19 protein-coding genes and 1 pseudogene are annotated in these 24,831 nt (G+C 65.1%); 18 read left to right on the top strand and 2 right to left on the bottom strand.

Annotated elements, in window-relative coordinates:
* The first annotated feature begins 15 nt into the window (after nt 1-15).
* The 17 genes from ACTWP6_RS17155 (at nt 16) to ACTWP6_RS17235 (ending at nt 21,418) form a co-directional block, all read left to right on the top strand.
* Nucleotides 16-999, top strand: a complete 984-nt coding sequence (locus ACTWP6_RS17155; RefSeq protein WP_443188339.1) for an NAD-dependent epimerase/dehydratase family protein — start codon at nt 16-18, stop codon at nt 997-999.
* On the top strand, nt 999-2,420 hold the full coding sequence (locus ACTWP6_RS17160; RefSeq protein WP_443188322.1) for a hypothetical protein: 1,422 nt from the start codon (nt 999-1,001) through the stop codon (nt 2,418-2,420). The genes ACTWP6_RS17155 and ACTWP6_RS17160 overlap by 1 nt, the downstream gene beginning before the upstream one ends.
* Nucleotides 2,417-3,928 carry an O-antigen ligase family protein gene (locus ACTWP6_RS17165; protein WP_443188323.1) on the top strand — a complete coding sequence of 504 codons (1,512 nt, stop codon included), beginning with the start codon at nt 2,417-2,419 and terminating at the stop codon, nt 3,926-3,928. Before ACTWP6_RS17160 ends, ACTWP6_RS17165 begins: the two co-directional genes overlap by 4 nt.
* Nucleotides 3,921-5,000, top strand: coding sequence for a glycosyltransferase family 4 protein (locus tag ACTWP6_RS17170; protein ID WP_443188324.1), 1,080 nt, complete (start codon nt 3,921-3,923; stop codon nt 4,998-5,000). The genes ACTWP6_RS17165 and ACTWP6_RS17170 overlap by 8 nt, the downstream gene beginning before the upstream one ends.
* Nucleotides 4,997-6,148, top strand: a complete 1,152-nt coding sequence (locus ACTWP6_RS17175) for a glycosyltransferase (protein WP_443188325.1) — start codon at nt 4,997-4,999, stop codon at nt 6,146-6,148. Before ACTWP6_RS17170 ends, ACTWP6_RS17175 begins: the two co-directional genes overlap by 4 nt.
* A complete protein-coding gene (locus ACTWP6_RS17180; protein WP_443188326.1) occupies nt 6,145-7,380 on the top strand; it encodes a glycosyltransferase family 4 protein in 1,236 nt (411 codons plus the stop codon). The genes ACTWP6_RS17175 and ACTWP6_RS17180 overlap by 4 nt, the downstream gene beginning before the upstream one ends.
* Nucleotides 7,377-9,092 carry a hypothetical protein gene (locus tag ACTWP6_RS17185; protein ID WP_443188327.1) on the top strand — a complete coding sequence of 572 codons (1,716 nt, stop codon included), beginning with the start codon at nt 7,377-7,379 and terminating at the stop codon, nt 9,090-9,092. Before ACTWP6_RS17180 ends, ACTWP6_RS17185 begins: the two co-directional genes overlap by 4 nt.
* On the top strand, nt 9,085-11,262 hold the full coding sequence (locus ACTWP6_RS17190; protein WP_443188328.1) for an alginate lyase family protein: 2,178 nt from the start codon (nt 9,085-9,087) through the stop codon (nt 11,260-11,262). The genes ACTWP6_RS17185 and ACTWP6_RS17190 overlap by 8 nt, the downstream gene beginning before the upstream one ends.
* 8 nt (nt 11,263-11,270) lie before the next feature.
* Nucleotides 11,271-12,596, top strand: coding sequence for a nucleotide sugar dehydrogenase (locus ACTWP6_RS17195; RefSeq protein ID WP_443188329.1), 1,326 nt, complete (start codon nt 11,271-11,273; stop codon nt 12,594-12,596).
* 2 nt (nt 12,597-12,598) lie between these two features.
* Nucleotides 12,599-13,768, top strand: coding sequence for a glycosyltransferase family 4 protein (locus tag ACTWP6_RS17200; protein ID WP_443188330.1), 1,170 nt, complete (start codon nt 12,599-12,601; stop codon nt 13,766-13,768).
* Nucleotides 13,765-14,832, top strand: a complete 1,068-nt coding sequence (locus tag ACTWP6_RS17205) for a polysaccharide deacetylase family protein (RefSeq protein ID WP_443188331.1) — start codon at nt 13,765-13,767, stop codon at nt 14,830-14,832. Before ACTWP6_RS17200 ends, ACTWP6_RS17205 begins: the two co-directional genes overlap by 4 nt.
* A complete protein-coding gene (locus ACTWP6_RS17210; protein WP_443188332.1) occupies nt 14,819-15,724 on the top strand; it encodes a hypothetical protein in 906 nt (301 codons plus the stop codon). The genes ACTWP6_RS17205 and ACTWP6_RS17210 overlap by 14 nt, the downstream gene beginning before the upstream one ends.
* Before the next feature lie 53 nt (nt 15,725-15,777).
* Nucleotides 15,778-17,349, top strand: a complete 1,572-nt coding sequence (locus ACTWP6_RS17215; protein WP_443188333.1) for an acyl-CoA ligase (AMP-forming), exosortase A system-associated — start codon at nt 15,778-15,780, stop codon at nt 17,347-17,349.
* A 96-nt stretch (nt 17,350-17,445) separates the two neighbouring features.
* Nucleotides 17,446-17,736, top strand: a complete 291-nt coding sequence (locus ACTWP6_RS17220; RefSeq protein WP_260755493.1) for an acyl carrier protein — start codon at nt 17,446-17,448, stop codon at nt 17,734-17,736.
* A 312-nt stretch (nt 17,737-18,048) separates the two neighbouring features.
* Nucleotides 18,049-18,990 carry a glycosyltransferase family 4 protein gene (locus ACTWP6_RS17225; protein WP_443188340.1) on the top strand — a complete coding sequence of 314 codons (942 nt, stop codon included), beginning with the start codon at nt 18,049-18,051 and terminating at the stop codon, nt 18,988-18,990.
* Nucleotides 18,991-18,999: 9 nt separating this feature from the next.
* On the top strand, nt 19,000-20,532 hold the full coding sequence (locus ACTWP6_RS17230) for an oligosaccharide flippase family protein (RefSeq protein ID WP_443188334.1): 1,533 nt from the start codon (nt 19,000-19,002) through the stop codon (nt 20,530-20,532).
* Between the two features lie 61 nt (nt 20,533-20,593).
* A complete protein-coding gene (locus tag ACTWP6_RS17235; protein ID WP_443188335.1) occupies nt 20,594-21,418 on the top strand; it encodes a polysaccharide lyase in 825 nt (274 codons plus the stop codon).
* A 14-nt stretch (nt 21,419-21,432) separates the two neighbouring features.
* On the opposite strand, the gene asnB is transcribed toward ACTWP6_RS17235, so the two are convergent.
* Nucleotides 21,433-23,298 carry an asparagine synthase (glutamine-hydrolyzing) gene (gene asnB, locus ACTWP6_RS17240; protein ID WP_260755490.1) on the bottom strand — a complete coding sequence of 622 codons (1,866 nt, stop codon included), beginning with the start codon at nt 23,296-23,298 and terminating at the stop codon, nt 21,433-21,435.
* 173 nt (nt 23,299-23,471) lie between these two features.
* Between asnB and ACTWP6_RS17245 the strand changes: the two genes are divergently transcribed.
* Nucleotides 23,472-24,071, top strand: coding sequence for a hypothetical protein (locus tag ACTWP6_RS17245; protein ID WP_443188336.1), 600 nt, complete (start codon nt 23,472-23,474; stop codon nt 24,069-24,071).
* 297 nt (nt 24,072-24,368) lie between these two features.
* On the opposite strand, the pseudogene ACTWP6_RS17250 reads toward ACTWP6_RS17245, so the two are convergent.
* A pseudogene (locus ACTWP6_RS17250) lies at nt 24,369-24,698 on the bottom strand (transposase); the annotation flags it as partial.
* Nucleotides 24,699-24,831 lie beyond the last annotated feature (133 nt).

The following is a 24,831-nucleotide window of genomic DNA, read 5'->3' on the forward strand; positions in this document are numbered from 1 at the left end:
AGGGATCGGGAAATGATGAGAACGATAGTCACCGGCGCTGCCGGCTTCATAGGATCGACGCTGGTCGACCGGCTACTGGTCGAGGGTCACCAGGTGGTCGGCATCGACAATCTCAGTACTGGCGTGGTCACCAATTTGGAGCACGCGAGCCGCCGCTACGGACCCAGCGGCCGTTTCGTCTTCACCAGAGTCGATGTGCGCGCGTCCGCGCTCAACGACATCGTCGCCGCGGCGCACCCCGACGTGGTCTTTCACCTCGCCGCGCAGGTTGACCTGCGGGCCTCAGTCGCTGATCCTCAGCACGACGCGAGCTGCAATGTGCTCGGAACCATCAACGTCTTGGAAGCCTGCCGGCTCGCCGGTGTGGGACGCATCGTCTACGCGGCATCGGGTGGCTCCCGGTACGGTGCACCGGTCAAGCTCCCGGTACCCGAGACCACGCCGCCGCATCCGTTGTCGCCCTATGCCGCAGCCAAGTACGCCGGTGAGGTGTACCTGAATGCGTACGCGGGCATGTACGGCATACTGCCGATCAGTCTCGGCCTCGCCAACGTCTACGGACCGCGCCAGAACCCGCACGGGGAAGCTGGGGTGATCGCGATCTTCAGCAGCAGGTTGCTGAGGGGATGTCCGGTGACGGTCTACGGGGATGGGTCCGCCAGCCGGGATTACGTCTACGTTGACGACGTCGTGGACGCGTTCGTGCGCGCCGGCCGTTCCCACACGGCGGCGCCCGGGATCTACAACATCGGTACCGGCCGACAGACCAGAACCAACGACGTGCACCGGTTGGTCGCCGAGGCAGTCGGTGGGACGCCACCGCCATGCTACGAACCCGCACGCACGGGAGAGGTGCAGGCGATCGCGCTGGACGTGACCAAGGCGCGGAGTCATCTCGGGTGGGCGCCGGCCGTCGACGTCGAACACGGGATCAAGAACACGATCCATTGGTTGCGCGGGGTGCTGGATCCCGAGCCGGTCGTCCTGGCTGACGCCTGATGAACTCCCAGATGGCGCGACACTTCGAACAGATCCGGCGGCGGTGGTGGGTAGTACTGCTGGTGGCCGCGTTCACTGTGCTCGCGACCGCGGTTCACTCGTCGGACACCGACGCCACCTACATGGGCAAGTCCCTCCTCGTGCAATCCTCGCCGGAGAGAACACCTGAGCAGGACGCCACCATGGCGGTGGGGTACGCGACGTTGTTCAACGAGCCCGTCACCATTGGCCGGTTGCGACAGCGCACGCAGGTTCCGGACAGTGTGTCCTTCGAAGCAAGGACCGTAGCGGCCAGCCCGATCCTGACGATCGAGGCAACCGCCGAGGATCCCGAGGTCGCGCAGACTGCGGCACAACAGATGGCAGCGGCGTTCCGCGACGACATCAACTCGGTTCGAAACGCCAGATTCGCCAGGGACATCAAGGATGTGGAGCGCCAAGTCCAGGCCCTCAAAGCACAGCGCGAGCCGGACGGCAGCATGAACCCGCTTGTGCCGGTCCTCCAGGAACGACTGGACGACATGCGTGCCGATGCCACCGATCAGCTCCGAGACCTGCAGCTACGAGCCGGCGTCACGAAGATGGAACCCAAGTTTGCGTTGCAGGTAGCCACCGGCGCGCTGGGCGGACTGTTCCTCGGAGCCGTGGCCGCACTCGGCCTGGCAGCCCTGTCGCCGCGCCTGATGAATGCGCGCGACCTCGCGCACAAGACCGGTGTCGATCCGTTGATCGAGGTGCCGCGCGCCGGGTCCATAAGAGGAAATCGGTTGCGGGAAGACCGGTTACGGATGCTGGCGAACTTCATGAGCCTTCAGGGTCTTCCGGCGTCAGCGGTCATCGCGATGACGGATTGCCGCGGAGCACATGGAGCAAAGGATCTCGCGGAGGATCTCGCTCGGCTTTCTGCTCAACAGGGGCGACGAACGGTACTGGTGTACGCAAACAACGACACTTCTCTGCCCGCAACCCATCCCGGCTTCAACGATGTGCTGGCCGATTGCAGTCTGGTCGACAGCGCGTTGACGGATTCCGCAGTGGAGTCCTTGAAGATCCTGCCGGCGGGCCCGATGGTGGCCGACCGGTACCCGCTGATGAGTCGCGAACGTATCGACGCGGTCCTGGACGAATTGCGGATGGGGGCAGACACGATCGTGGTTGTGGCACCGCCGATCACAGACTCCATCGAGTCTCACCCGCTCTTCGCCGCTGCGGATCTCACCATACTGGCGGTCGGCAAGCGGACCACGCGGTCGGGTGACGTGACCGCAGCCGCCGAGGCGCTGGCCAGGGACCACGCAATTCTGCTGGGTGCTGTACTGGTGGACGACCGGAGACGGAGAAACGCCGACTCACAGTTGGCGCTGTCGCAAGGGGCCGGTGAGGTCGCAGACCGTTCGTCACTGCTGGATCAGCAGCGATGAGCAGTCTGCACGAGGCACCGCCGACAGCGGCCGCATCCCACCGGCCCCCAGAGCGGCTGCTCGCCGTGGGCCTGATGACGGGCTGCGCAGCCGCTGTCTGCGCGGCAGTGGTGGTGATGCCATCCGACCCGGGCTTGACGCTGATCATCGTGACAGCGGCCGCCGGCCTCGGAGGATACGCGCTGAGGAGCCCCACGTTCGCGGTGACATTGATGACCGTCACGTTGTTCCTGAGGACGCCGCTGGCCTCGTTGGGCGACCTTCCGGTCGAACTGTGGTTGGTGGTGTTCGCGCTGCTGGCGTTGGCCACTGCATTGTGGCTGGAGCGCACCGCCGATCGGGTCCGCGGTCTCGGACCGGTCGAGTGTGTGATGGGCCTGTTCCTGCTGTGGAACGTCTACTCGATGGTATCCCCGCACAAGTATCCGGCGACCGACACCATGAACGGCGGCCCGCTGCCGGTCGCTCGGTTCATCGTGGTCGCCACGATGATCCCGTTCGCGCTGTATGTGGTGGGCCGCTTCACTTTTGACCGTCCTGCTGCTGTTCGCGGGTTGCTCTGGACAATTCTGACACTGGCGACCTACTCGGCCGCAGTGAGCATCATGCCCTTTACCGGGCTGGGTGGCTGGGTCTGGCCGCGTTACATAGTGACCGATCCGGCGTGGGAGGGCCGGGCGGTCGGAATCTTCAACCAGCCGGTTGTCAACGGGATGGTGCTGACGCTGGGTTTCGCGATCGCGATGTTCTTCCTCAGTCGGCGAGGAGATCCCGGTTGGCAGAGATGGGCGAGCGCACTCATTACCGCGTTGTGCGGTGTCGGGATCTATCTGACCTACACCCGCGCTGTCTGGCTCAGCGCACTGCTCGTGCTGTTCGTCGGGGCATTCTTGGCGCGGGGATTCCGCAGCGGATTCATCGTTGTCCTCGGTGTGGTGGCGACCGCGGCGTTGATGAACTGGTCGACATTCACCAGCAGCGACCGTGAGGCGGGAGGCGTGGCCTCGCAGAGCGAGATCCAGTCACGGCTCAACGATATCGAGACCGCGTTGTGGGCCAGAAGCCAGAAACCCCTGGTGGGCTGGGGGATCGGCCGGTTTCCGGAGGTCAACACCCACCACCACCAACAATGGTCGCAGGACGTGCCCTGGGTCGGGGGCTACGGCGAGGTAGCCCACTCGAACGAGATGGGATTGCTCGCCGAGCTCGGCGGGATCGGCCTCGCGCTCTGGCTGTCTGTGCTGACGCTCATCGCTTTCCGGCTCCGCAATGCCTATCGCAGGCTTTCGGACCGCGACCTGTGTGGGCGACCGCTTGCCGTAATCGCGATCATGGCGATGGTCATCCTGATCTGTACCGGACTGACTGTCGACCTTCGCTACTTCGACTTCCCCACAGCCACAACCTTCCTTGTCCTCGGCATCGCCGTCGGCTGGTCCGAACGGACCACGAACGCAACCATCGGCACACCCGGTAGCGCTGAGCGAGAGCTGCGGCATCATGGCTGAGCAGAAGGCACTGTGGGTGTCCACCAGCACGCAGACGCGAGGCGGTATCGCTTCCTACGTCCGGGCCATGCAGCGCACCCGCCTGTGGGACGACTGGAACATCAGGCACATCACCACCCACCGCGACGGAACCGTGACGGTGAAGATCGCGATATTCGTGCTCGGGATGCTGAAGTTCGTCGTCGAACTGATCCGGTTCCGCCCCAGCGTCATCCACTTGCACGCCAGCACCAGAGGCAGTTTCGCCCGTAAGGCGCTTCTGTTCTGGATCAATCGGATCACCGGAACTCCGGTCGTTTTCCACATGCATGGTTCAGGGTTCCCGCAGGACTACGACAACTCGCCGCCGTTGATCCAGATGCTGACCCGCGCGACCATATCCCGGGCGAGCGCTTTCGTCGCCCTCGGGCAGATGTGGGCCGACCGGATGCGGCTGATCGTCCCGGATGCCCGGATAGTAGCGATCCCCAACGGTGTTGAACTCTCCCCGGCTGTGGATCAGCCCTCAGGCGGACCGGTTGCCGTGCTCTTTCTGGGCCGGATCGGCGACCACAAAGGCGCCTTCACCCTGCTGGAGGCGTGGGCGAAACTGGTGTGCGAGCCCGGATTCGTCACCGCAAGCGGGACTACGGCCACCCTGACGCTGGCCGGGGACGGCGAAGTCGCCAGAGCCCGGCAGTGTGTCAGGCAATTGTGCCTGGAGGAAACGGTCACCGTACACGGCTGGCTTTCCGAGGATCAGGTGGGCGATCTGCTGGACCACGCACAAGTACTGGTGCTGCCCTCGCGCAACGAAGGACAGCCGATGGCCGTCCTCGAGGCGATGGCCCGCGGCCTGTGTGTCGTGGCAGGTGACGTCGGCGGCCTACCGGAGATGATCGGCGGCGGTGCCGGAATCCTGATCCCGCCCGATGACGCGGAGGCCCTTGCAGAAGCCCTGCGGCAGGTCGTCGGGGACCATGACGTCCGCGCCAACTATGGAGCAGCCGCACACGTGAGGATCCGCGACCAGTTCGACACCGAAACGATCGCGCGTCGACTCGACGCTTTGTACCGGGAGGTGTGCGGATGACCGGGCAACCGATCAGAGCTACCTTCATCGTCCCGCTGATGAAGGCCGGCGGCGCCGAGCGGCATCTGACCACGCTGCTGCCGAGGATGGATCCGGTGCGGTTCAGGCCGTCGGTCGTCTGCATCGGCGGAGAGGGGGACATGTTCGGCGACCTGTGTGCTGCCGGCATCCCGTCTACTGCGCTGGACCTCGCCAAATGGCAGATCTGGCAGGCGATCCGGGAACTGGTGGCCATCTTCCGGCAAGAGCAGACCGACGTCGTCGTGATGTCCGGCTATAACGCCGAGACGCTCGGCCGTATCGCGGCGCGGGTCGCAGGCGTCGGGCACACCATCGTGTGGGTGCACAACGCGACTGAGATCACACCTCGTGGCGTGGTCCACCGGCTGGTCGATCACGGGCTCAGTCACTGGACCAGTGCGTATTTCGGGGTCGCCAACGTCCAACGCCGGTTCCTGGTGGACGAGCGTGGATACGCCGCCGACAAGATCCGGATCATCCACAACGGTGTGGACCCGACGCTGTTCGAGGCCAGCACCGACCGCAGAGCGCTCGCCGAGTTCGGGATCGGGCACAGCGCTCCGGTGGTGGGAATCCTCGGGTCACTCCGGCCCGAGAAGGACCACGCCACATTCCTGCAGGCCGCCCGACTGGTGATCGACAAGGTGCCCGATGCCGAGTTCCTGCTCGTCGGCGAGGGCCAATGCCGTGCTGATCTGGAGATGCTCTGCGAGACCCTGGGGATCACCGCCCACGTGCACTTCGCGGGCGCGAGGTCCGACATCGACCGCTTCCTCCGTTCGGTTGACGTCTTCACGTTGACGTCCACCACCGAGTGCCTGCCGATGGCGCTCCTCGAGGCGATGGCCTGCGCTCGCCCCGCGGTGTGCACCGCGGTCGGTGGCGTCACCGAAGTGGTAGAGGACGGAACCACCGGGTTTCTCATACCGCCGAAAGATCCTGCGCGACTTGCAGACCGGCTCGTCGCGTTGCTCACCAACCCACTCGACGCGCGTCGGATGGGTCGCGCCGGCCGCCGGCGTGTCGAGGCCGAGTTCCGACTCGACCGCAGCGTGGACGCAGCCCAGAGCGCGATCGAGGAACTCGTCACCTCCCAGTACGCCCTAGTGGACGGAGCCAACGCATGAAGCGACACATCCTGATTCTGGTTGAGAACCTCTCTGTACCGTTCGACCGTCGTGTGTGGCAGGAGGCGCAGGCGCTGACCCACGCGGGCTTCCGGGTCACCGTGATCTGCCCGACCGGGGCCGGCCAGGACACCGAGCGGGAAGTGGTGATAGAGGACGTCCGGATCCTGCGTTATCCGTTACGACCTGCCACGGGCGGGCCGAAAGGCTATCTGCGTGAGTACACGTTCGCGCTCTGGCACACCCTGCGCCTGGCGGTGAAGGTCCGTCGCGAGGGGAGGGTCGACGTAGTGCACGCGTGTAATCCTCCGGACCTGCTGTTCCTGGTGGCACTGATGTTGCGGCCTGGCGGAACGCGGTTCGTTTTCGACCACCACGACCTGGTGCCCGAGCTGTTCCTGTCCAGGTTCGCAGGCGGAGGACAGCTTCTCTACCGGTTGACGCGAGCCGTCGAGCGGATGACGTTCGCCGCAGCTGATGCAGTGATCTCGACCAACGAGAGTTACCGCAGGGTCGCGATAGAGCGCGGCGGCATGTCTCCCGACCGCGTAACCGTCGTCCGGAGCGCACCCGATCTCGGTCGCTTTATGCCGCAGCAGCCGCACGGCGATCTGAGGCGTGGCAAGGGCTTTCTGCTTGCGTATCTCGGCGTGATGGGGCCGCAGGACGGAGTCGACTACGCATTACGCGCGGTGCGGCTGCTGCGTGACGAAGTCGGACGCGACGACTTCCACTGCATCTTCATGGGAGCCGGCGACGTGTTGCCCGACATGGTCGCGCTCGGTGAAGAGCTCGGCATCTCTGACATCGTGGAGTTTCCAGGGCGGGTTCCCGACGAGTTCGTCCAACGCTGCCTGTCGACCGCCGATGTGTGTCTGTCGCCGGACCCGTCGAATCCCCTCAACGACGTATCGACGATGAACAAGGTCGTCGAGTACATGGCGATGGGCCGGCCGATCGTGTCCTTCGACCTCACTGAGGCGCGGGTGTCCGCCGGTGAAGCTGCGATATATGTTCCGGGCAACGACGAACTCGCATTCGCGCGGGCCATCGACGCTCTGTTGCAGGATCCACAGCGGCGCCGTGGCATGGGTGAGCTCGGGCGCCGGCGTGTCGAACAGGAACTCTCGTGGGAAGTGTCCAGCCGCAACCTCATCCGGTTCTACCGCGAGTTGCTCGGTGTGGATCGGCAGAAGCCCGATGCTCTGGTGACCGGCGGTGAGGTCGCGTGAGCCACACCGGCAACCTGCTCGACGTGCTGTCGCACGACAAGCTGGTCCAGGTCCGCCCGGCCGACCAGGCCCTCGGGCGTGTTCCGGGCCTGGCTGCTCAGGCTGCCGTCTTCTGCGGACCGCTTCTGGTCTATGGGCTACTGCCGACCCAGAATCACAACTACGCCGACGACTCCCTGGCCTGGGCATACCAATTGACCCAGTCGGGCGGTCTCATCAACAGCCATCACCTGTACCTGAACCCGATGAGGTGGCTCTATCACCTGCTCGCCGGCGCGGGGCTGACCGTGAATCCGGTGTCGATGCTTGCGCTTTACTCGGCGGCGTGGGGCGCTGTCGGCCTGGCGATCCTGTACCGGCTGATGGTACGCGCCGGACTGGGCAGGACCGCATTGTGGGGAACACTCCTGTGCGCCGTCAGCGCGGGCTACTGGTCCTATTCGATCGCGGGTGACGTCTACGTTCCGGCCGCCGCGCTGATGACGATCGGTGTCTACTGCGTCTATTCCGGGCTCACTACTCTGACCACACGCAGCGCACGGTGGTATGCCGCCGGGGCGGTCCTGGCCTTCGCCGCCATGCTGGCCCACCATCAGGCCCACGTCGTGTTCGTACTCGGGATGGTTCCGGCCGTGCTGCTGATGCGCATCTCCACCGCGAAGCGACGGGCGATGATCGGCGTCGGGGTACCGACGGCTGTGTGCGTCCTGGCGCTAACGATGTACGCCGTTGCTTACCAGTCGGTCCCGCAGGAGGAACGGCACGGTTTCGTCCAGTTCGGCGTCGGCTACGTCGAGTCCTTCGAACCTCGCGAGGACCAGAAGCAGCTGGGGGCCGGCACCCTGGTGAACATCGCCGCCGGCGAGACCCGAGCCCTGGTGTCGACGAACGTGATGTTTCGCAGTCCAGAAGTGGCACAGGCGGTCCAGGACCGGTATCCACAACGAGCCACATACCCGCTGGCCTATCTCGTCCGCGACGTCCCGGCCCCGGTCGCGGTCCTGGCCGCGGTCGCGGCGGTCTTGGGAGTGCTGCTTGTCGTGATGCTGTCGGTGCGCGGCCTGTGGTTCGGGCTGAAGGAGAGGGGCCTGGTCCTTCTCATCGCGGTCGCGATGGTCCCGCAGGTGCTGTTCTTCGCCTGGTGGGAGGGCGTCTCCGATGAGTTCTCGGTGTGGACACTGCCGCTGCTGGCCATCCTCTCCGCCTGGGGCGCCGCCGGGACCAAGCACCCACTGCAGTGGCTGAAGGCCGCGGTGGCGTGCGTTTTCCTCAGCACATTGGTGGGATCGGTGCTGCTCTACTGGAATCCGCGCAACGACATCGATCTCGTCACCGACGGGTACGTGAACGCGCTGGGCCCCGGCGATCTGGTCGTCGGCTTCGACGACATCCAGTCCGATTTCAGGACGATGCTCGACGCCGACCGCCAGGGGTTCGAGTATCTCAATTTCTTCAATGTGCGCGGACCGCACGACACGGCAAGGTTCGAGGCCGCCCTGGACTCCGCCGCCGCCGCGGGCTTGCGCATCCACGTCTCGCCACGGCTCACCCATCCGCCGAAGAGCGCGCTGGTTTTCAAGGAGTCTGTGGATCCGGACTTCGACTCCCAGCGCGCCCTCATCTTGGACAAGCTGGAGGCCATGCGCTCCGTCGAATGGGTCGAGCCGTCGGCGTTCTCGGAACGGTATTTCGAAGGATCCGGCGGTGTCTAGCCTGGTCTGGTACGCCGGCCGCGCGGCAAGAATGTCCCCCCGCGAGGCGGTGTGGCGTACCCGCCGCCTGATCGACGCGCTCACGGGCCGCGACGGTCTGCGCGAGCACCCCGACGCAAAGATGCTCTCCGGTACGCCGGTCGACTGGGACGACCTGCGGGAGCAGTTCCGGCGCAGCGCGTCCCGGCCCGTGCTGCTCGACCGGGAGCGCGCCCGGCGCATGGCACAGACACACCCCGACGCCATGCAACGACTGCTCGCCGAAGCCGGCCGCCTGTTGGCAGGAGAGCGCACCTATCTCGGTTACGACACCGTGAACGTGGGGACGGCCGTCGACTGGAACTTCGACCCGAACAGCGGCTACCGCTGGCCCACCGCCCCCGGCCATCGGATTGACCACCGGGTGGCACCCAGCGACGCGAAATGGATCTGGGAACTCAACCGGCTCCAGCATCTACCCATTCTGTCGCAGGCCTGGCTGCTTACCGGTGTTCCGAACTTCGCCGAGACCGCCCTGGACCACCTGGATTCGTGGCTGGATCAGAACCCGGTCGGTACCGGGATCGCTTGGCGTGGTGCGTTCGAGTCAGGTATCAGGGCGACGTCGGTGGGGATCGCCCTGCAGGGACTGCGACACTCGCCGGCGATGACCACGCGGCGGTACCGGCGCGCGGTCCGAATGCTCGACGTCAGTGCCCGGTACTGCTGGCATGCCCGGTCCCGTTTCAGCTCGGCCAACAACCACCTCATCGGCGAGATGTCCGGCCTGGCTGCCATCCATCTATTGTTTCCCGAATTAAGCTTTCCTGCAGCTCGTTTCAGGTCTGCGCTGGACACGATGGCAGCCGAAGCCGAACGGCTGATCCTGGCCGACGGGGCCGGTGCGGAGCAGTCGGTCACGTACCAGATCTTCACCGCCGAGATGCTGGCCACGGTGGTGGTGCTGCTGCGATTGGGCGGTCACGACGTGCCCGCGGCCCTGCCCGCGGCGCTCAGCCGTGGTGCGAACTACCTTGTATCGTTGGTCGGTTCGGAGGACCCCGACCCGCGGTACGGGGATGACGACGACAGTTTCGCACTCCGGCTGGGCGCCGAGCCCAAGCGCACCGTGCGGCAGCACCTGGGAATCGTGGCGGCGACCACCGGTGACCAGCTTATAGCGAGGCATGGTGAGAACACCGTGACCGCTGCGTGTTTCGCTGATGCGCTCGGCACCGACATCAGCGGGATCGGTGCGAGGGTCGGCGTGGCCGGGGCGCTGCCGAGCAGCTACGCTGCCGACGGAGGGATGGTGGTGCTGCGAAGCGCGAGGCGCCGCCTGACGGTCGACGTCGGTCCGCTCGGCTATCTGTCCACCGCGGCACACGGGCACGCCGATGCGCTCTCGGTGACGCTGAGTGTCGAGGGCCGAGAGCTGATCGTCGACCCGGGGACCGGTAGCTTCTACGGGGACCCCGTGGTGCGGTCGGTCCACCGGGGCACCCGTGTTCACCCGACTGTGTGTGTGGACGGCATCGACCAGTCACAGCAAGGTGGACCTTTCTTCTGGCGCAGTCATGCCCAGACCACCGTGCACGCAGTGGATCTCGCGCGCGGCATTGTCGATGCCGAGCACAACGGCTACCTCCGGATCGCCGACCCGGTGCGGCACCGGCGGTGGATCATCGCGCCGCCAGGCGAGCTGACGGTGGCCGTGGTGGATCTCCTCGACGGCCGCTCCGAGCATGACATCGCGGTGGCCTGGCCGCTGCATCCCGATTGCGAGGTGGCACCCACGACGTGTGGGCACCTCGTCACCAGAGAGGGGGCAGCTGTCTTGAGCCTCCACTACGCAGCGACTGTGACACTCGACTGCGAACAGATTCGGGCAGACAGCTCGTCCCGACTCGGGTGGTGGTCGGGTCGGCTTGAGAACAGGACACCGGCATGGCTGGTCGGCATCCGGTGTCGAGCCGCCGCTCCTGTGGCAGTGGTGTCACTGCTACGAACCGGCGATTGCGAGGACCCCCTGGTTCCCAGCATCGTCCGGAATGGTTCGGCGCTGACCGTCCGCTGGTTCGACCAGTGTTCGGAACGGGTCCTGACGATAGGCACCAGCCGAGCCGGGGCCGTGCACGGGCTGCCTTCGTCATCTTCTTCTTCGGTTCTGGGATTGGTGGGAAAATCATGAGTGGTCGGATGTTGACTTCGGTGAGTGTGTTCGGGCTCGGTTACGTCGGTTGCGTCAGCGCGGTGTGCCTGGCTGCGCAGGGGCATCGGGTGATCGGTGTCGACGTGAACCAGGACAAGGTGGACGCCCTGGCCCGCGGTAATTCACCGGTGGTGGAGGAACGACTGGGTGACCTTGCCGCCGAGGCGGTCGCCACGGGAAATCTGACCGTCACCACCGATACGGCAACCGCCGTCCTGCACACCGACCTGTCACTGGTGTGCGTCGGTACCCCGTCTGCCCATGGTGGCGGACTGTCCACCGAATACCTCGAACAGGTCACCGACGCGATCGGCGCGGCCCTGGCCAAGAAGGACCGTCGGCATGTGGTGGTCTATCGCAGCACCATGATTCCGGGAACTTGCGAGAAGCTTCTCATCCCCCGACTGGAGTCGGTCTCCGGTAAACGGGCTGGAGTGGACTTTGGCGTGTGCGTCAACCCGGAGTTCCTCCGAGAGGGGACCAGCGTGCGGGACTTCTTCAACCCGCCGAAGACCGTTGTCGGCGAGACTGATTGTCGGAGTGGGAAGACCGTGCTAGCACTCTACGACGGCCTTCCGGGCCGGCAGTTCCAAGTGCCGATCAAGGTCGCCGAGATGACCAAATACGTCGACAACAGCTTCCATGCGCTCAAGGTCGGCTTCGCCAACGAGATCGGCGCGATCTGCTCGGCGCTGACCCTGGACTCCCACGACGTCATGGAGATCTTCCTCGCGGACACGAAGCTGAACATCAGCACGGCCTACCTGCGGCCAGGCTTCGCGTTCGGCGGGTCATGCCTGCCCAAAGATGTCCGTGCGCTCACCCACACCGCGCGCCGAAACGATCTCGACGTTCCCCTGCTGGCGAACCTGTTGGCGTCCAACGAGAGCCACATGCGCCGAGCCGTGGACCTTGTTCTGGCCACCGGGTTGCATCGGGTCGGAATCTTCGGACTTTCGTTCAAGCAGGGCACCGACGATCTGCGCGACAGCCCCATGCTGGAACTCGCCGAACGGCTGATCGGCAAGGGGTTCGACGTCAAGATCTACGACCCGACCGTCGTGCTGTCGCGCCTGACCGGTGCCAACAAGACCTTTATCAGTCAGCAACTTCCCCACATCGGCGACCTGCTGACCGACGACGCCGATGCTGTGTTCGAGCACGGTGAACTGCTGGTCGTCGGATCGCGCGACCCCAAGGTCGTCGATGTCATCGACCGCGCAGGATCCGATCGGTTCATCGTGGATCTGGTGCGATTGCCCGGTGCGGAACTCCTGCGCAGAACACCGCACTATCAGGGAATCGGGTGGTGAGCATGGGTCTGAAAGTCCTGATGATGGGACCGTATCCCCTCGAGCCCGGAAAGGTCAGCGGTGGAATCGAGTCGGCGACAAGCACACTGGTGCCCGCGCTGGCTGCCCGCGATGACATCGAAAGTGTCACCGTGCTGCGCTTCCACGAGGGTGATGCGTCAACCGGCTACCGGCGCGAGGGTCCGAAGGTGGAAGTGCATTACCTACGTGGTCAACGCCGATGGCGGACCGTTACAGGATGCTTCCTGGACCGGCGGAAGGCCCGCAAGCTGGCGGCCCAGGTAAACCCAGACGTGGTACACGGACAGGAGATCGGGTTGTACGGCGCCATCGCGCAGCACTGCAGCCGCGACGCGGTGATCACCGTCCACGGGGTCACACTGCCCGGCCACAGTACCGATACCACGGACAACGCCGGTCTGAGAGGCACGCTGCGGGACAGCATGATCCGCAGCCTGGAGCGGCGGGTGCTGCGTCGCGGCAAAGTCGTCATATCGCTCTCGCAGTGGGACACCGAGGTTTTGGATGTGCCGATCAGGGGCGCTCGGGTGAGTATCCCGAATGCGACCGGCCCAGAGTTCTTCGCGCTGGCACCGGCGCCGCCGACGCCTCCGCGACTGCTGTTCGCCGGTGTGTTCACTCCGAACAAGAACCCGCTCGGCGTGGTGAATGCGTTCGCACAGGTGCGGATGTCACTGGCCGAGGCAACGCTGGCACTCGTCGGCCCACACCCCGACCAGCGCTACTCCGACCGGGTGCTGGACCGAATCAGAGCTCTCGGCCTCGACGACGGCGTGGATGTCGTCGGCCCGGTCGGCAACGAAGAGCTTCGTCGGGAGCTCACCCGAGCCCGCGCTGTCGTGCTGTTCTCGCACCAGGAGAACGCGCCGACGATCGTCGCTCAGGCGATGGCCGCAGGAAAACCCGTCATCGCAAGCCGCGTCGGCGGAATACCGGAGATGGTTGAGGACGGTGAGACCGGTTTCCTCGTGGACTCCGGTGATGAGGCGATGCTTGCTGATCGGATGCTCAAAGTAGCTGTGGACGAACGACTGTCACGGACGCTCGGGCGCCGTGCGCACCAGCTCGCGCTGCACCGGTACTCGGCCGAGACGGTGGCCGCGAAGACCATTGAGGCATATCAGATGGCTGTGATCCAGGAGAAACGATGAAGGCTATGCTGAAGGAACTGGCTGCCCGGTCGCTGTGCGCACTCGGAGTTCCGATCCTGGCACGATGGCGGCGTTCCCACCGTCTGGCGATCCTGATGTTCCACGGTGTTGAGAGCGAGCCGTTGTCTCCACCGTGCGACTGGGTCATCGACACCGCCACACTTCGGCGCGACCTCGACTACGTGCGCAGACACTTCAACGTCCTCCCACTCGAGGAGGCGCTAGGCCGGCTCAGGGACGGAACACTGCCCGGCCGTGCCGCTGCGGTCACCTTCGATGACGGCACCCGAAACCTCCTGACCAATGCCGCACCGGTGCTGCGGGAGCTCGCCGTGCCTGCGGCGGTGTTTCTTGCGACGGGGCCGATGGGCACGAGCGAGTTGTTGTGGCCGGACCAACTGTGGAGTGCCTTCGCGCAGACGAACCGGACCGAGATCGACCTCTCGCACCTAGGTCTCGGGAAATGCCCCCTGTCTACCGAGGCCGAACGGATCACGGTAAGGGACTCGGTCACACAGCTGTTCAAACAGCTTCCCGACGCCGAGCGGATCACAGGAGTCGATTCCGTCGTCGGTGCGTTGGGCGCACAGTCGGCCGCACACGGCGGACCCTTCCAGCTGCTGTCCTGGGATGAGGCGGCCGCGCTCGCGGCCGACGGGCTGGTGACGCTCTACCCGCATACCGTCACCCATCCGATCCTGGCCCGCTGCGACGACGACAAGGTCGGGCACGAGATCACAGAATCGTGCCGCGCGGTGGAGAACCACACCGGCCGGGCCCCGGCCGTATTCGCCTACCCGAACGGATGCGAGCAGGATTACGACGATCGCGCCAAAGAAGTGCTGCGAAACAACGGGATACGGTGGGCGCTCACCACGACCAACGGTTTCGTCGATGCCCGCAGCGATCCGCTCGAGCTGCCCCGGATGGGATTATCGACGGACCAGTCTTTCGCGGTGTTCAAGTTGAAAGTCTCCGGCTTCTCATTGCGTCCTGGGCGCAAACTCAAGGCCCCGGCGCTGAATTCGGATGTCGGGGAAGCGGCCAGCGATGTCGCTGTCTGAGGCGGCTAACCGGCTGATACCCGCCCCAGCCGACGAGCTCGATGTCCATCTGCAGCCGATCACGGCGGCGGACCTGCCCGCGGTGGCACAGTTTCTCCATGACGAGCTCGACCCTGCGGTGCCCGTCGAACGGTGGGCATCCGACGTCGTCCCGAGCTGGGAGGTGGAGCAACCCAACTACGGTTTCATGCTGCGCTGCGACGGCAGGGTGGTGGGTGCCCACCTCGCGATCTACTCCGAACGGAGGATCGACGGTGTCAGGCACCGCTTCTGCAATCTCACAGCGTGGTGCGTGGCGGAACGGTACCGGTCACATGCGCTGAGCCTGCTGCGGGCTCTGCTGCGGCAGAAGTCCTATCATTTCACTGATCTGTCCCCGTCGTCGGACGTGCAAGTCCTCAACGCTCGCCTCGGCTTCGTGTACCTCGACACGACGACGTGTGCCGTTGCGAATCTGCCCTGGCCCATCTGCCGACGAGGCATCCGGATCTACTCGCGCCGCAAGACGATCGCGAGCGTCCTCAACGGTGAGGACCTGGCGCGTTACCGCGACCACGCCCGCGCCGCGGCGGTGCGACATGTCGCGATCGTGATGGGCGGTCAGACCTGCCACGTGGTCTTCCGGCGTGTTCGGCGCAAGAACATCCGGTCATTCGCGTCACTGGTGTACGTGAGCGACACCGATCTGTTCCGGGCCGCGGCGCCCCACTTCTTCCGGCACCTGCTCTTGCGTCACGGTATCGCAGCCACACTCATCGAGGCACACGTGGTCGCCGGCGACTTCCCGCGATCAGTACGGGTGTCGCCCAGGGCCAAGATGTTCCGCAGCGACATGTTGCGCCCCGACCAGATCGACTTCCTGTACAGCGAGCTCACCTGCATGCGCTGGTGACACGGCGTTCCAGGCAAGCGCCGCGTCACCACCGGAAAGGACCGGCACCCGACATGAGAAGCAACGTGCACCATCTGATCGAGCAACGCGCCCGCTCGGATCCCGGCGGCCCGGCGCTGACGTACCTCGCCGAGACCGTCAGCTATGGACAGTTGTGGGCGCGCGTCCAGGGTGCTGCGGCAGGCATGGCTGCTCTGGGTCTGCAGCGGGAGCAACGCGTCGCCATCTATCTCGAGAAACGGATGGAGACGGTCGCCGCTGTGTTCGGGACCTCGGCCGCCGGTGGGGTGTTCGTACCGGTGAACCCGGCGCTGAGGATGGCGCAGGTGCGTCACATCATCGACGACTGCGATGTGACCGTTCTGGTGACCTCGCCGGAACGGTGGGCGATGCTTCGTCACGAACTGGACCACTGCCTCTCGCTCGAACATGTCGTGCTGGTCGGGACTGGCGGCCTTCCCGATGACGCCGGCCGGCACACTCTGCACTCGTGGGCTGAATTCTGTGCTCTCACCGGGTCGGAGACCGGACCCGAGTGTGCGATCGATCTGGACATCGCCGCGGTCCTCTACACCTCGGGGAGCACGGGCCGCCCGAAAGGGGTTGTGCTGAGCCACCGCAACTTGATTGCCTGTGCCGAGAGCGTCGCTCACTACCTGCAGAACAGCGCGGACGATGTTGTGCTTGCCGCTCTTCCGTTGAGTTTTGACGCCGGATTCAGCCAACTCACCACCGCGTTTAGCGTCGGTGCGCACGCGGTGCTGACCAATTACCTCAGGCCGTCCGAAGTTCCGCGCCTGTGCGCGCGGCACCGGGTTACAGCGCTGACCTGTGTACCTCCGCTCTGGATCCAGATTGCCGAGCAGATCTGGCCGCCCGAGGCGAGAGTGGCGCTGCGCTACTTCGCCAACACCGGCGGCAGGCTACCCAAGCCGACCTTGGACCAACTGCGCTCACTGTTCCCGCAGGCGAAGCCGTTCCTGATGTACGGCCTGACCGAGGCCTTCCGGTCCACCTATCTCGACCCAACCGAAGTGGACCGCAGGCCGGATTCGATCGGCAAGGCGATTCCGGACGCCGAGATCCTGGTGCTCAGACCCGACGGTTCGCGTTGCGACCCGGGCGAGGAGGGCGAACTGGTGCACCGTGGACCGCTGGTCGCCCTCGGCTACTGGAACGACCCGCTGCGGTCTGCCGAGCGGTTCAAACCGGTCGCCCGGCCAGGGGCGGGCTGGCGCGCAGAGGAATTGGCAGTCTGGTCGGGCGACACCGTGGTCGCCGACGAGGAGGGATTCCTGTACTTCGTCGGCCGCGGTGACGACATGATCAAGACGTCCGGCTACCGCGTCAGTCCTACCGAGATCGAAGAAGTCGCGTACGCGACGCAGAGGGTCCGGGCTGCGGTAGCACTCGGTGTCGACGATGAGAATCTCGGCCAGCGGGTGATTCTCATCGTCACCCCCGTCGACCCCGCGGATTTCGACGCCGCCGCGCTCGTCGCCGACCTCAAGCAGCGACTGCCGCGGTACATGCTGCCGTCGTCGGTCGTGGCGTGGGAGGACATCCCACGCTCGCCCAACGGCAAGTTCGACCGCGCCGCAATCCGGGACGATCTGCGGCTGTGAACACGACCATCGCCGCACCCGGCAGAGCAGACGGCCACGCGGCACCGGGTAGAAGTACAGCTGAAGTTATACGAAACCATCAGGGAGGGAACCGCAATGGGAAGCGACAAGGCCACAGTCGACGCGGTCATCGACATCATCGTCACCACACTGGGCATCGAGAACCGTGCTGATTCGCTCGACGCAACCACCCCGCTGTTCAACAGCATGCCCGAATTGCATTCGATGGCGGTGGTCGCCTTGGCCGTCGCGCTGGAGCGGGAGTTCGATCTGGAGATCGACGACGAAGACCTCACCGCCGAGGTGTTCGAGACGGTCGGCACACTGGCCGAGTTCGTCGAGGCGGTCCGCGACACGGGTCGGCTGACCTGGCCGGAAGTGGGGTAGGGGTTCATGCCCACTCTGGCGCTGACCTCGACACGGGTCGACACACCGACGAATGGAACGGATCTGCGCACCAAACCGCTGTGTCAGTTGATTCCGGACGAGGTTCACCTGTTGGTGACCCCGCTGTATCCGCTGCCTTCCCGACGCGTCGGAGCCGCTGACGTCTCCACCGTGTTCAGCAGTGTGACCGAGTGCCCACCTATCTTGGATGGGCGGCGATCGCTGCGACGGCATGTGCGCCTCAGCGACGACCACTACTTGAGTAGGACTCGCCCCCGCGAATTCGCAGCGGCACGAGAGGTGTTGGCCGACGTGGTGGCCGAACGGGGTATCAACCGGATTGTCGTGTTCGGTGCGGATCTCGCCGAACTGGTGGCGGATTTTCGCGATGGTCCCAAGGTGCTCGATCTCTGCGACAGTATGACGCTGAGGATGAGCAGGGCGTTTAGGCATGCGGGAGGATTGCGCACCGGAAACTGGGTCGACGCGGTTGAGCTGTACCGTGCCCGCAGGACTGAGGCGCGGCTGCCCTCCGCGTTCGACGATGTTGTCACCGTCAGTGAGGTCGACACCGCTGAGATCGTTCGGCTCAGTGGTGTCAGCGCGAATTTGCACACCGTTCCCAACGGCGTCGACGAGGCTTTCCTCGCACCTATGCCGCCACCTGCGCACCGGCGCGGCGTCGTGTTCTGGGGCAATCTGGATTTCGAGCCCAATATGGCTGCGCTCGAACACTTCTTCATCGACGTCTGGCCGATGCTCCGGCGCTCCGGGGTCGAAGTGAAGGTGGTGGGCGGCAACGCCCCGCAGTGGTTGGTTCGGCTGGCCCACGGGGAACCCCTGGTCCATCTTGCAGGCTTCGTGCCGGATCTTCGTGCCGTCGTCTCTCGATATCCGGTGATGATCAATCCGATGCTGACGGGAAGCGGAATCAAGAACAAGGTGCTGGAAGCGTTCGGGATGGGCATCGTCGTGGTCTCGACGGCACGCGGGGTCGAGGCGATGCCGGACGTGGTGGACGGTGAGCACCTGGTGATCGCCGACGGTGGCGCGTTCGGCGAGGCGGTGCTCGACCTGCTCGACGGTCCGGCGCGGCGAATGCGACTACGGGCGAACGCGAACGCGTTATTGCATGCACGCTACCGATGGAGCGTCGCGGCGGCACCGTGGCGGGCCTTGTTCGATCGCCACCCCAAAGGCGACTGGAACGCCCCTCGCCGCCCCGGCACCATGATGTTGGAAGCCTCACCATGAGCGCCCCTCATGACTAGCCAGTCCGGTCCGGACGTCGTAGACACCGAAGCGGGAACGCCGGGTTCGCTGTCGGGCACGTTGCGGCGCGGCGCAGCCATCGCGTCGGGCATGCTGGTCTTCACCCAACTGGTGTCATTGGCCCAGACGCTGGTGCTGGCCCGGCTGCTTTCCCCAGCCGAGGTCGGCTATTTCGCCGCCGGCACCGTGCTGTCCGGATTTCTGGTCACCATCGCCGAAGGGGGGATGGCGAACGCGCTGGTGCAACGTCAGGACCGGCTCGATGACGCCACCGCAACGGTCTTCTGGTCGACACTGCTCGCCGGTGTCGGATGGGCGGTGCTCGCCCTGGCGAGCGCCCCGCTGATGGCGCGGATCTTCGGCAGCGACATCGTGGGGCTGATCGCGGCGGTGTCGTCCGGAACGATTGTCTTACATGCGTTGACCTACGTGCCCGACGCGCTGATGCAGCGGCGCTTCGATTTCCGGGAACGCTACGTCGTACAGCCGGTCACCGTGGTGACCTTCGCCGTTACCTCGGTAATTCTGTGCGCCAACGGTTTCGGTGTGTGGGGTCTGGTCATCGGCTCGTACGGTTCAGTCGTGGCATGGCTAATCGCGAGCTGGACCCTCGCAGGGTGGCGACCGGGTATGCGCGGGCGACCGTCGATTGCGCTATGGCGTGAACTGGCAGGATTCTCTCTGCCACTGGTGGTTTGGAATGTGATCAACCAAGCCCGCACCCTTGTCGAAACCGCTGTCGTCGGTGCGGCGTTGAATGCCGCCGCGCTGGGCTACTACCGATACGGTCGCCGACTCGGGTCGTTGCCGGAAATCGCGGTGATCGATGTCGGGTCCTACGTGCTGTTCCCGGCGTTCTCCCGGCTGGCCGGTGACGTCGAGCGATTTCGATCCGCGTTCCTGCGCGCCCTGCAGGTGCTCTGGTGCCTTATCATCCCGGTCGCCTTCTTTATCGTCGCCGCCGGTGAGCCGTTAGTCACGGTGCTGCTCGGCGAGACGTGGCGCGGAGCCGGTGTGATGCTGGTCGCGTTGGCCGGGGTCGGACCGGGAGTGGCGTTGATGGCGGTCGGCATGGAGTCGATCAAGGGGATCGGCCGAACTCGCCGCTTGCACTGGGTGACAATCGTGAGCTCCGTGCTGGGTATCGGTCTGTTGTTCGCGCTGCTTCCGCTGGGACTGACGGGGGTCGGGCTCGCTCTGTCGGCGTCTTCGTTGACCGCCGGCATGCTCAGCCTGCTTCTCGCGCGGCCTCTTGCCGCGGTGTCCTTCGGCGAGCTCGCACACCGCCTGATGCCGCCGATCCTGATCGCGGTGATTCCCGCCACGGCGGTCAAGGTGTTGGAGCTGACGCTGATTCATTCGGATCACCGCGGTCTCGTGCTGGGCTCGGCGGTGCTGGTCGCGGAGGCAGTGGGCTATCTCGCGCTCTACGGGATCGGTCTTGCATTGTTCGCGCCGGCCGCATGGCGTGAGTTGTCGTCGACGGTGCATCAACTCCGGCACCGTGGTGAGGATTCCGAGTGAATAACCAGTGAATGACCAGGGCCGCATATTCGGCCATCGAAAGAGCTGCGAAGGAGTCGCCATGTCTTATCTGCGGAACACGCTTACGCTGATGGCCGTCATCGCCGTCGCCATGGCCGCCGGCTGCGTCAGCGGGATCGCTCTGCCCCACGGGAAAGCGCAGCCGATGTTCGTCGGCGACTACTCGACGGGCGATTTCAGTCAGTGGCCGAGTGTGCAGAACCGGGATTACAACGGCCCGGGCGCCAGATATGTGCCGTCCTATCCGGCCACGGTCGTGAACGATCCGGTGAAGGGCAAAGCCGCTCGTTTCGAGGTCCGATCTGGTGACTGGTCCGGCTTCGCTGCTGGTGAACGCTCCGATGTAGGTTCCAGCGCAAGCGATACCGGCGGCCGGGAAGGGCAGGTGCGCTGGTATGCGTTCTCCACCATGTTCGATCCGAGTTTCCCGAAGAATCACGCTGACCTGGGGTGGGGTGTCACCAATGGGTGGCACCCGAACTCCAGCAGAGGCAGTGCCGGATTCGAATGGAGCGTCGGAACCCGGAACGGCTACTGGTCATTGGATGTCGAAGAGCAGAGCCGGCCCGGCGTCTACCAAGGCAGCCACACCGTCTTCGAGACGCCGTTGAATGTGGGAACCTGGCACGACGTGAAGATGCAGGTGAACTGGTCCACTGATCCATCCCGAGGCTGGATCAGGTTGTGGCTCAACGGTGCTCGGCAAACGTTCTTCGACGGGTCCGACACGTATTTTCTCAGCACACTCGTCCCCGGCACAACCACCTGCTACTACAAGGAGGGCTATTACCGGGAGGGAGCGCAGCCCACCGGCATCGTGTATCACACAGGGTTTCGTGCTGCCGGTGAGGAAGGTGCGCTCTGACCGTACAACGTGATTCAGCACTGTAGGGCAAGGCTCGCCGGGTCGTTCCCGTCGAGGAAGATCCTTGCCCACACCTCTAGCGTCAGGACGCTCCACAACTCCTTGCCGAAATCATATCGGCCGGACCTGTGAAGCGCGAGCGCACGGCGTACACGTTCCGGATCCACCAGCGGGTAGGGCCGTGCCTGCGTGCCTGCTGTCAACCGTTCCAGTGCGGCGCCCAGGCCGCCCCGAAACCAGGGGCCTACCGGAACTGCAAAGCCGATCTTCTTGCGTGACAACACTTCTGCAGGAAGTCGGCGCCGGGCCACCTCGCGCATCACTATTTTCGTATGGCGCGGGGAGGCCTTGAGGTGCGCCGGCAGCCGGGCTGCGAACTCGGCCAGTTCGTGGTCAAGCAGTGGCATCCGTCCTTCGATGGATGCTGCCATCGTCATCTTGTCGCCACGTACCAAAAGATTGTCCACGAGATAGCTTTCGACATCCAGCGCGAGCATCCGATCAAGGGGGTCCAGGCCGGTGTCAATGCCGGACAGCAGCGATTCCAGTGGCCGCAGGGCGTCAGGCGACAGTCCGGCGAGCCGGTCGGCGCCGAACCACGCCGGCCAGCGTTCGCCTGGTGCGGCGGTGGCCAGGGCGGTGACGGCCATGCGCGCCCGCCGAGGTAGCCGGTGCCAGTCGGCCAGCTTGTGTATCACGCGTTCTCCCAGGACGGCTCGGGCGGGACGGCCGGCACGGTCCAGAAGCCCGTCCACCCGGTACTTCGGGTAGCCGCCGAACAACTCGTCGCCTCCTTCCCCCGAGAGCACCACCGTTACGCGCGTGTGCGCCATCTGGGACAGTGCGAGCAGCGGGATCTCTGAGGGCTCGGCCAACGGCTCGTCACGATGCCAGACGGCGGTGGGCATCAGTTCGAGGAACTCGGAAGGGCCCAAACGGGTCTCGTGGTGGTGGGTGCCGAAAGCTTGCGCGGTCGAGCGGGCAGCCGCCAGCTCGTCACTGGCCCACCCCTCGTCGAAGCCGATGGAAAAGGTGCGCACCGGCTCGTCCGACAGCTCCGCCATGAACGACAGCACGACGCTCGAGTCCAGGCCTCCCGACAGAAAACACCCCAGTGGCACATCGCTGACGAGGCGCCTGCTCACCGCGGCCCGAATGAGGTTTTCGGCGGCGTCCGCGGCCTCTGTCAGCGTGGTCTGGTGCTTTCCGTCGAAGCGCAGACGCCACCACCGGTCGATCGCAACACCGTCGGCGTCGAGAACCATCTTGTGACCTGGCGGGAGTTGACGGATCGCTCGGAAGAGAGTTCGCGGGCTGGGGACGTAACGCAACGCCAGATAGTCCTGGAGCGCGGCGTCGTCGACATCGGCGGACACCCCCGCAGCGAGAAGCGCTTTGATCTCGGATCCGAACAGAACCTCGGTGCCGTTGCGGGAGTAGTACAGCGGCTTCTTGCCGAATCGATCGCGAGCGACGAGCAGGCGGCGGCGGTTCTGGTCCCAGAGCGCCATCGCGAACATGCCGGCGAGGTGGTGGAGCACCTCGTCACCCCATTGTTCGTAACCGTGGACGAGAACCTCGGTGTCACAACGAGTGGTGAACCGGTGGCCGTATCGTTCGAGTTCGGCGCGCAGTTCGCGGAAGTTGTAGATCTCACCGTTGAAGACGACGGCCACCGAACCGTCCTCGTTGAAGATCGGCTGATCACCCCCCGCGAGGTCGATGATCGCCAAGCGGCGCATTCCGAGGGCGAGCCCCGGTCGTTCGAGTCGGCCCGCACCGTCGGGGCCGCGGTGGACTATGGACTCCAGCATGCGATCGAGTCGACCGGAACCCGGTGCCTGACCGTGTTGAGTCCAGATACCGCAGATGCCACACATCAGCGTCCCCCCGTGCCGTGTCCCCCCAGACGTCACTCGTAACGGTCACCGATTCTGTCAAGCTTTGCCAAACCACGCCGTGTATTCACGGTTTGCTTTTCGCGCAGCAACGGCGGTGACACGACCAGAACGTCCTCCGTTGTGGTCGTCGCAGTTGAACTACCCTAGGCCAGATGAGTCCCCACGAGCCGGAATCCGATGACGAGGACACCGGGCCGCTGCATGTCGATAGTTTGCGCAACCGGCCGGCGGAAGTGAGGGACGGCCACCATGGTTCGCCAGTAGCGGTGAATCCCCGTCCGGTGCAGCGCGATCGCCGCCCGGTGGTCCTGGTCGCCGGCGCCGCAGTGGCTGTCGTCGGTCTCGGTTTGCTCGCATGGACGTTCTGGCCGTCCTCCGGCGCCGGGGACAGTGCCGGCGAGACGACGACCACCACCCAGGCCGAGACCCAGGAGCGGGCGGAGGCGCGACTGCGGGAGATGCTCCCGGTCGGGTATGCCCCGGACGCGTGCGAGTCGGTGGTGCCCGCCAAAGGTGCGCTCGCGCAGCTCAGCTGCACCAAGAACGACGATACGGGCGGGCCGCTGTCCGCGCTCTACACGCTGGCTCGGGACGACGAGGCGGTCAAGGATCTGTTCGACGGTGTGGTCAGCACCTCGGCAGTGGTCAACTGTCCCGGCAACATCCAGTCACCGGTTCTCTGCCCGACAGGCGTGTCGAAGACGGTTTGTGGAATCGGTTCGGTGAGGATGGGGGCAACGGCCGCGAGGTGAGTGGGGAGCCGCAGATGGTTAGTGCTTCGGCTGACAGTTGGACTCTTCATTTCTACGATTTCCGTCAGCGGTTCGTATCGGTGGACGACGTGGTTCCAGGGTTGGGTGATGTCGAGGCTTGGGCGAAGCGCAACGGTGCGTGTGATGGCACTCCGTTCTTTCTTGATCCGTGGGGCCGGGCGGATGCGTTGGTGAATGCCTACTGGCGGGATCCGCTGGTGAGGGGACGCGCAGCGGGGACGTTGCGTCGTTACGCATTGTCGTTGAAGGTGAACCGCCCCAGGTTCTCCGCCGCTTCTATACGGGTTGCGGCTCTCGGTTGAGGGTCGCGTAATGGGCTTGCTCGAACTCCACGGGGGTCATCATCTCAAGGCTGCTGTGCAGGCGCCTGGTGTTGTACCAGTCGACCCAGCCGGCGGTGGCGTACTCGACGTCTCCGATGTTGCGGTAGGGGCCGGCGTGGAAGATCGTGGTGCGGATGCACTCGGTCTTGTACAGCCCGATTACGCACTCCATCAACGCGTTGTCGTAGGCGTCGGCTACCGACCCGATCGAGGGCAAGATGCCCTCCTCGGCAAGGTGGTCGGTGAAAGTGATCGAGGTGTATTGCGACCCGGCATCGGCGTGACCGATTGTTGACCGTCCCTCTGTGTGACGACCACGGCGGGGGTGATCGTCATTGAAGTTGTCGAAATCCCGGGTCGGGGACGGCGGTCGTCTGCATCATCAGCGTGCCCACGAACGGACCCCGCGCTGGTCT

The sequence above is a fragment of the Mycobacterium sp. 4D054 genome, from assembly GCF_052245755.1.
Taxonomy (GTDB): Bacteria; Actinomycetota; Actinomycetes; order Mycobacteriales; family Mycobacteriaceae; genus Mycobacterium.

Bases quoted from the DNA above. Each gene is read 5' to 3' on its own strand.
- ACTWP6_RS17205 (WP_443188331.1), top strand. From the start codon at position 13,765: ATGAAGGCTATGCTGAAGGAACTGGCTGCCCGGTCGCTGTGCGCACTC.
- ACTWP6_RS17165 (WP_443188323.1), top strand. From the start codon at position 2,417: ATGAGCAGTCTGCACGAGGCACCGCCGACAGCGGCCGCATCCCACCGG.
- ACTWP6_RS17230 (WP_443188334.1), top strand. From the start codon at position 19,000: ATGACTAGCCAGTCCGGTCCGGACGTCGTAGACACCGAAGCGGGAACG.
- ACTWP6_RS17175 (WP_443188325.1), top strand. From the start codon at position 4,997: ATGACCGGGCAACCGATCAGAGCTACCTTCATCGTCCCGCTGATGAAG.
- ACTWP6_RS17220 (WP_260755493.1), top strand. From the start codon at position 17,446: ATGGGAAGCGACAAGGCCACAGTCGACGCGGTCATCGACATCATCGTC.
- ACTWP6_RS17210 (WP_443188332.1), top strand. From the start codon at position 14,819: ATGTCGCTGTCTGAGGCGGCTAACCGGCTGATACCCGCCCCAGCCGAC.
- asnB (WP_260755490.1), bottom strand. From the start codon at position 23,298: ATGTGTGGCATCTGCGGTATCTGGACTCAACACGGTCAGGCACCGGGT.
- ACTWP6_RS17235 (WP_443188335.1), top strand. From the start codon at position 20,594: ATGTCTTATCTGCGGAACACGCTTACGCTGATGGCCGTCATCGCCGTC.
- ACTWP6_RS17245 (WP_443188336.1), top strand. From the start codon at position 23,472: ATGAGTCCCCACGAGCCGGAATCCGATGACGAGGACACCGGGCCGCTG.
- ACTWP6_RS17200 (WP_443188330.1), top strand. From the start codon at position 12,599: ATGGGTCTGAAAGTCCTGATGATGGGACCGTATCCCCTCGAGCCCGGA.
- ACTWP6_RS17160 (WP_443188322.1), top strand. From the start codon at position 999: ATGAACTCCCAGATGGCGCGACACTTCGAACAGATCCGGCGGCGGTGG.
- ACTWP6_RS17215 (WP_443188333.1), top strand. From the start codon at position 15,778: ATGAGAAGCAACGTGCACCATCTGATCGAGCAACGCGCCCGCTCGGAT.
- ACTWP6_RS17155 (WP_443188339.1), top strand. From the start codon at position 16: ATGAGAACGATAGTCACCGGCGCTGCCGGCTTCATAGGATCGACGCTG.
- ACTWP6_RS17170 (WP_443188324.1), top strand. From the start codon at position 3,921: ATGGCTGAGCAGAAGGCACTGTGGGTGTCCACCAGCACGCAGACGCGA.
- ACTWP6_RS17180 (WP_443188326.1), top strand. From the start codon at position 6,145: ATGAAGCGACACATCCTGATTCTGGTTGAGAACCTCTCTGTACCGTTC.
- ACTWP6_RS17195 (WP_443188329.1), top strand. From the start codon at position 11,271: ATGTTGACTTCGGTGAGTGTGTTCGGGCTCGGTTACGTCGGTTGCGTC.